The 7,640-nt window shown below is 41.2% G+C and carries 6 protein-coding genes; 3 read left to right on the plus strand and 3 right to left on the minus strand.

Annotation, left to right across the window (positions count from 1 at the left end; genetic code table 11):
* Positions 1–20: 20 nt before the first annotated feature.
* Positions 21–3,368 carry a tetratricopeptide repeat protein gene (locus RMZ42_RS08485; protein ID WP_322670986.1) on the plus strand — a complete coding sequence of 1,116 codons (3,348 nt, stop codon included), beginning with the start codon at positions 21–23 and terminating at the stop codon, positions 3,366–3,368.
* A 305-nt stretch (positions 3,369–3,673) separates the two neighbouring features.
* Here RMZ42_RS08485 and RMZ42_RS08490 read toward each other — a convergent pair whose 3' ends face one another.
* The 3 genes from RMZ42_RS08490 to RMZ42_RS08500 all read right to left on the minus strand — a co-directional run bounded on the left by RMZ42_RS08490 (position 3,674) and on the right by RMZ42_RS08500 (position 6,422).
* Positions 3,674–4,390 carry a pirin family protein gene (locus RMZ42_RS08490; RefSeq protein WP_322670987.1) on the minus strand — a complete coding sequence of 239 codons (717 nt, stop codon included), beginning with the start codon at positions 4,388–4,390 and terminating at the stop codon, positions 3,674–3,676.
* Between the two features lie 293 nt (positions 4,391–4,683).
* Entirely contained in the window at positions 4,684–5,256 is a 573-nt protein-coding gene (gene dps, locus RMZ42_RS08495) for a DNA starvation/stationary phase protection protein Dps (RefSeq protein WP_322670988.1), read from the minus strand.
* A gap of 116 nt (positions 5,257–5,372) precedes the next feature.
* On the minus strand, positions 5,373–6,422 hold the full coding sequence (locus RMZ42_RS08500) for an aldo/keto reductase (RefSeq protein WP_322670989.1): 1,050 nt from the start codon (positions 6,420–6,422) through the stop codon (positions 5,373–5,375).
* 16 nt (positions 6,423–6,438) lie between these two features.
* Here RMZ42_RS08500 and RMZ42_RS08505 point away from each other — a divergent pair, with 16 nt between their 5' ends.
* Together RMZ42_RS08505 and RMZ42_RS08510 are read left to right on the plus strand one after the other, a co-directional pair.
* Positions 6,439–6,600, plus strand: a complete 162-nt coding sequence (locus tag RMZ42_RS08505) for a hypothetical protein (protein WP_322670990.1) — start codon at positions 6,439–6,441, stop codon at positions 6,598–6,600.
* A 306-nt stretch (positions 6,601–6,906) separates the two neighbouring features.
* Positions 6,907–7,512, plus strand: a complete 606-nt coding sequence (locus RMZ42_RS08510; RefSeq protein WP_322670991.1) for a Uma2 family endonuclease — start codon at positions 6,907–6,909, stop codon at positions 7,510–7,512.
* The last annotated feature ends 128 nt before the right edge of the window (positions 7,513–7,640 follow it).

The raw sequence follows: 7,640 nt of genomic DNA on the forward strand, positions 1-7,640 counted from the left end.
GAAGTCTCAAGATTGAGAACGTGCAAACCCTCCACCTCGACCTCAAACAAGTTGATGAGAATTACGTAGAGCTACGTTACTTTATTGATAATCCAAACAAGTACGAAAAGCGATCGCTCTGTTTAACAGAAGTCGCCGACTTGATTAAGTTGGCTGAGAGAGATTATTACGTTTCGTTTTTCCCAGAGGATTATACGGTAACTGGACGGCGGTTGTATAACTGGTTGGATGGGAGCGATCGCTGGCTGCAACCCTTGCTAGATAAGTATCGGCGTGAGGGGATTGTGTTAGCGATCGCCGTAACAGAAAAGCTCGCCCATCTGCCTTGGGAAGTGCTGCACGATGGCAATAGTTTTTTAGTGCAGCGTGTCCCGGCTATTGTCCCAGTGCGGTGGGTGTCGGATAGCACGGTAAAAAAATTGACCATTGACGGGGAAGCAGAAAATCGGGCGCTGCAAGTTTTGTTTATGGCGACTTCGCCGTTGAATGTCGAGCCTGTACTGGATTTTGAGGGAGAGGAAGCGCGGATTTTGGAGGCGACAAAGCGGCAACCTTTAGCGCTGACAGTGGAAGAAAGCGGCTGTTTGTCGGAGTTGGGTTATTTAGTCGATGGTTACGACGGGGATTATTTTGATGTTTTACACCTGACGGGTCATGCTACTTTACAAGATGGGCAACCTCGCTTTATTACAGAAACGGCAACAGGTGAAGCTTTCTATGCCAGTGCTGGAGATATCGCCCAAGAATTACAATTTCGATTGCCTAAACTCATTTTCCTCTCTGGTTGTCGCACTGGGCAAGCTGGTAATGGCGGTTCTGTGCCGTCAATGGCTGAAGAATTGCTCAAATCGGGTGCAAAAGCGGTTTTGGGTTGGGGTCAAAAGGTTTTAGATGCTGATGCTACAGCCGCAGCAGCCGCATTATATGAGGAATTATCAGCCGGAAAGCAAATCATCGAAGCTGTTGCTTGTACTTATCAAGCATTAATTAAGAACAAGGCGCGGGATTGGCATTTATTGCGGGTGTATGCAGCAGGTAATTTACCAAGTTCATTAGTTACACCTTTGCGGACTCGCGGACGGAAACCAGCACCACCGCTTTCTGTTTCTACCCAGTTTTTAGATCCTGCGGGTAAGGTGAAAGTCCCGACGCGGGAGAGTTTTGTTGGTCGTCGTCGGCAATTGCAAAGTTGTTTACGGGTGCTGAGTCAACCAAGCGATGAAGTTGGGGTGTTGATTCATGGAATGGGCGGTTTGGGTAAAAGTAGTTTAGCAGCTAGGCTGTGCGACAGACTGCCGAATTTTGAGCGCGTTGTCTGGGTGGGGAGAATCGATGAAGCGAGTTTGGTGAATCGCTTGGCGGAAAAGTTAGATGACAACGAACAACGCAAAAGCCTACAAAATTACGATGAAGAATTGAGATTTCGGCTGCGGCGAGTTTTTCAGCAGTTGCATGAGGAAGCAAAGCCGATTTTGTTGGTGCTGGATGACTTTGAAGTGAATTTAGAATTGACCTCACCCCCAACCCCTCTCCGAAGCGGAGAGGGGAGTCAAGTTCCCCCATTCCCTCGTAGGGAAGGGGGGTTAGGGGGGTTAGGTCGTTTGCAAACGGAAGCAGCAGAGGTAATGAAAGCTGTAGTTTGGGCAATTAGAGAAAATTTTACTTCCCACCGCATCATTATTACTTGCCGTTACGATTTTGAATTTACTCAGTTGCAGCATTTCTATAAACAGCCGTTGGATGCACTGCAAGGCGCAGATTTGCAAAAAAAGTTTAGTCGCCTCACAGCCTTTAGTGCTAAATCTCAGGTGGATGAGGCGTTAAAATTCCAGGCGCAGAAGTTGGCTGATGGGAATCCCCGCTTGCTGGAATGGTTGGATAAATTGTTAGCACCCCACCCCCTAACCCCCTCCCCGCAGGCGAGGAGGGGGAATGATGAAAGTGTTGATGTGGCGGCAATTTTGAATCGGTTAGCAGCAGATCCGGTGGAGTTGCGAGAGCAAGTTTTAGCAGAGGCGTTGCTGGAACAGATGGATACGATTATGCAGGAGATGTTGTCACGGGGTTTGGTGTTTGAGTTGCCAGTACCGAGGGAAGCTTTAGCCGCAGTTTGTGAGAATATCCCCAATTTGGAAGATTATATTAATCGGGCGGTGGCGTTGGGGCTGTTGGAAGTGAATCATGATGAGGCGTTACGAGTGCCACGCATTTTGCCCCTACTTTTAATACAAGATAAAAATTTATACAATTTAGCTGTAAAGATCCTCAATCAAATTTGGCGAGTAGAAACAGAAGGTAATCTAACAGAAGATAAATGTATTGAAATTCATAGATTGGCTTTATTAGGTGGAGAAAAAAATATAGCTATTGAAACTTGTTCTGCTCTTGCCTTTTTTAGACAAGGATTGAGCCTCTATCGTGATGCGGTTAATATCTGTCAAGTTACTTTAGAAATTTTTAAAGATTGGAGTATTTTGAATGAACTGGCGCGTGCAGAAAAACAACTTGGTGATACTAAAAACGCATTGTACCACTATCATAAAGCTTTAAAGCTATGCCCCCTATATAATAAAAAACAAAGGGCAACAATCCTACATAATTTATCCATTATTTATATTGAGACAGGTAAACAAAAACAAGCCATTTACTTTAATAAAAAATCTTGGAAAATTTCTCAGGAAATTAATAACTATGAAAATTTAATGATGGTTTCTCATGGAATGGCAATTATTTATACACAGCAAGGTAAACTAGATGAAGCTATTGAATATTACGAAAAAGCTTTAGAAGCTGCTAATAGAATTGAAGAAGAAGTAGTTGTAACTCAAAAACCTAGATATAAAGCAGTTTGCCTTAATAACATCGCTTATATCCATACATTAAATGGGCATTTTGAGGCAGCAATTTCTTTATATGAAAAATCTATTCAAGTAATGGAAGAATTAGGAGATATTAAAAATCAGGCAGTGACGCTAAACAACATTGCTCAAATTTATATATCACAAGGATTAATTAATCAAGCTGTACCTTTTATTTTACAATCTCTGACATTAAAAGAGAGCATTGGAGACCTAAAAGGACAGTCAGCATCGTTACATAATTTAGCTCATATACATATTATACAAGGGCAAGTTGATCAAGGAATAGCTTTATGTGAAAAAGCCCTCCAAATTTCACGGCAAATCCATGATACTGAAGGTCAAGGGTATTCTCTGATGATGCTTGGACAAATAGTCGCTATAAAAAGAAGCTTTTCCGTGGGCATGGGCTATTTACATGAGGCTATCAATATCTTCCAACAACTAAATTCTCCGCATACAAAGAAAGTACAAGCAATTATTGATTACTTATTATCCACGAGGCTTTGAACTCCATTAATGAGTCTTTGATACTCATTAAAGAGGTTCTGAACTCCATTAATGAGTCTTTGATACTCGTTCACCAGTTTTTTAGACTTGTGGCTTGGTTGTCGGAGATTGCGATCGCCATAATTCACCCCAAAGCACATCCTAAACCAAAGAATCTGGATCTGCACCAAGCACTCTGAGACATTCTGCTAGCATTTCCAGTGATTTTCTTTACCTTCACTGAACACGCAAACATACTTAATTCGTAACGTAATATTCTGAGTAAAAGGCTCATTTAGATGAGCCTTTTACAGAGAAAAGAGATATTAGCCTAAATCGAAAAGCAAGATTTCGCCGCCGATGTTGGTGCTAATTTCTAACTGTTCTTCGCCGTTGATTTGTACACCATCACCTGCTCTGAGTTCTTCGCCATTTAGGTTAACTATGCCTTTGGCTACTTGTAACCAGGCATAGCGATCGCTTTTAACTTGATGATTAACAACATCACCTGACTCTAAAACAGATGTGTATAAATCAACATCTTGGTAAATTGTCACAGCACCATCGCGCCCATCTCTAGCAGCAATTAAGCGTAATTTGCCAAGCTTTTCTTCTAGAGGAAAAGCTTTTTGTTCATATCTTGGTGCTAACCCTTCTCGTTCGGGAAGAATCCAGATTTGTAGTAAGTGTAGTGGTTCAGTTGGTGAAGGATTAAATTCACTGTGGCTGATTCCAGTACCAGCGCTCATAATTTGGGCATCACCAGGGCGAATTACCGAGCCAGTACCCAAGCTGTCTTTATGCTCTACAGCACCTTCTAAGACATAAGTGAGGATTTCCATGTCACGATGGCTATGGGTAGGAAATCCAGCACCAGGGGCGATGCGATCGTCGTTAATTACTCGCAGAGAGCGAAATCCCATGCGGTTGGGATCGTAAAAACTACCGAAAGAAAATGTGTGATAACTATCGAGCCAGCCCATTTTCGCATGACCACGGGCATTGCGATCGTGAATTAGGTGGGTAATTGTATTTTGAGACATAAATTTACCTCGTTGTTAATGAGTATTTAGAGACGCAATTCATCGCATCTGTACAATAGTTAGGAATCAGAATTGAACTAGCATTTATTTTCAGTAACCTAATAACTTCTTCAAGTTGAAGCATTAATCTTGATGTATTACTTGTCGAAGATATTTGTGAATTTTTTGACCTAGTTTTTAACTATTTCAATAGTAAAGTATATACATATAAATGAAAAGTACGCACTTAAAAGTGACGTACTTACCAAAAAGATACTATTAGATTTACGAAAGACTACTTTTCTCAGAAGTGCTTACTTTACACCAGCAGGAATCTTCTGAGTTTTAGTAGCAGCCGCTTTACCATTCTCTCCTTTAATTTCTGCTACTTGCAGATGAGCTTCTAAGAACCAGAGTCGTTTGTCAATGGCGCGAGAAATTTCGGTGTAAAGATCGGCGGTATCGAGGTCGCCTAATTCATCATTTTTATCGATCGCTTCCCGGAGATGTTTAGCATATAATGCATAACGATCTGACAGAGCTGTTACGTGGTCTTTACCATCCAAAATATCTAAGGGGTATTCTGGCAGGATGGAATTACTAGCTGCGGCGCGGGCTGTTCCGAAAGCGTATCCGCCTAAAGCTGTGACACGTTCAGCCACCATATCGATGTATCCTTCCAATTCCCCAGCAAGTTCATCAAATAATAAGTGTAACTGGTAAAAGTCAGTACCTTTAACATTCCAGTGCGCTTGCTTTGCTTGGGTTTTTAGATCGGAAGTAGCTGCCAAAGTTTGGTTGAGAAGTACTACGATTTGCACTCGCGCTTCGGCGGGAATGTCAATGCGGGTAGGGTACAAACGTGATGTAATGCTGTTGTCGCTCATGATTCTACGTTGTTAATGCCTTTTAAATTCAACTTTACAGAATTGTTTGGTTTGGCGAAACTCTCTGACGATGGATTGAATTAATGCCTGAATATGTTACTGTTTATAACTGTTAGTTAAATACGATGGTTTTCTATGGTATTGAATGTACCACCGAAAAGGCGATCGCGAATTATGTCATTGTGCAAAAAGTCATGGGGAAAACCCAATTCAATTTGACTGATTTCATCTAACCGTTGCAGATGTTCTGGCGAAAGTGTGACTTCTATTGAAGCTAAGTTATCTTGAAACTGCGATAATTTACGTGCGCCAATAATCGGAATAATCACACCACTTTGAGCGCGTAACCAAGCTAATGCTACCTGTGAAGGTGTACGATCAATTTCTGCTGCAACTTGACTTACCACTTCAGCGATCGCTAAATTCTTCTCAGAAATACCTCCACCCAAAGTTTCGAGTCGCCCTTGTTCAGCGCCTCCTTGAGGAGACTGATTATATTTACCTGTCAACACACCACCACCCAAGGGCGACCACGGTGTTACTGCTAAATCGAAGGCTTTAGCTAGCGGTAGCAAATCTCGTTCTGGTGTTCGCTGAATCAAACTATACTCAATTTGCAGGGCGACAAACTGCGTCCATCCTTGATAATGGGCGATGGTATTTGCTTGGGAAACGATCCAAGCGGGTGTGTCAGAAATGCCGATGTAAAGTACTTTACCTTGACGCACTACATCATCAAGCGATCGCAAGACTTCTTCAATTGGTGTTGTGAAATCCCAAGCGTGCAACCAGAATAAATCAATGTAATCAGTATTCAACCGTTTGAGACTACCTTCCAAAGACTGAATTAAATTTTTGCGATGGTTTCCACTGGCGTTAGGGTCACCCTTTCGATCGTTCATCCGCAAGGGAAAGGAATATTTTGTCGCAACTACAAAGCGTTCGCGTTCTTTAGCAATCAACTCGCCAACAATTTTTTCACTGCTACCATCGGTATAACCGTTGGCGGTGTCAATGAAATTTCCGCCTGCTTCTGCATAGCTATCAAAGATTTTCCGACTTTCGTCAACAGATGCACCCCAACCCCAATCTTCACCAAAGGTCATGGTTCCCAAGGAGAGTTCAGAGACTCTTAACCCGCTTTTACCCAAGAGTTTGTATCTCATGAATATTTTCTCATTAATGAAAAAACTATGGCATTTACCATTCCAAGGGCATGGTAACTGGAAATCGGGGACGATGTTTGAAGACAAACCGTTTAGTATTTGTATTGTCGTGCTATTTAAATACGGCGATCGCTTTGTAATACTACTTGGATTAAGGCTAAAAAATAAAAATGTGTAGGTTACGCTTTAGCGTAACCCAACCTACAAAAATAAATTATTAAATATACTTTTGTTTTAATAATATAGATTTTTTTGCTAAAAAATAAGAATGTTAATTGTTTTTGGTAAGAGTAATCTATATAAACATTTTATAGTCCTTTGTAAACTATGATTGTAGGGCTTTCATGCTGTATAAAAGCATCGTAATATAAATTAAAAAATGGATTGTTTTAGGATTTTATTAATTATCCTGCGATCGCAGACTATGCTGTAGGGGCATAGCAATGCTGTATAATCAGCTTACGTCAAGTCAAAACAAGACATAATGACCTATACCTCGCCCAAACTGCTTACCTTCGAGGAATTTATAGCTCAATATGGCGATAATACACGCTACGAATTAATCGACGGACAACTAAGAGACATGGAACCTACAGGGCCACACGAAGCTGTTGCTGGTAGTATTGCTGGTAGAATCTATGTCGAAATTTTTAATTCTAATTTCAACTGGCTAGTTCCAAAAACTTGTCTAATTAAACCGCCTGCGGCTGAAGCCACAGCACTGCGTCCTGATGTAATTGTTTTAGATAAAGCAGAACTTAGTAAAGAACCACTTTGGCAAAAAGAACCAATAATTTGTAACGGCAATACAATCAAACTTGTTGCTGAAGTTGTGAGTACTAATTGGCAAGATGATTATGCAAGAAAAGTGGAAGAATACGCTTTTCTTAACATCCCAGAATATTGGATTGTGGACTTTCGTGGCTTGGGTGGTTTGCAGTTTATCGGCAATCCTAAACAACCAACATTTACGATTTGTCAGTTAGTTAATGGTGTGTACCAGCAACAACAATATCGCTTAGGAGATACTATTTCTTCTGGTGTCTTGCCAAATTTACAACTAAAGCTAGACGACATTATGCATATTTAAACTGGAGACTGGTTCGGTGAGGCAAGAGCGATCGCTACGGTTTTCTAAGCTAGAATACCAAAGTTGTGTTTTAGATATAGCAGTTGCCAGGTAGATTAGGACATAATGACAAGCGTAAATCTCAGGAA

Source organism: Nostoc sp. DedQUE05, from assembly GCF_034530955.1.
GTDB lineage: Bacteria > Cyanobacteriota > Cyanobacteriia > Cyanobacteriales > Nostocaceae > Nostoc.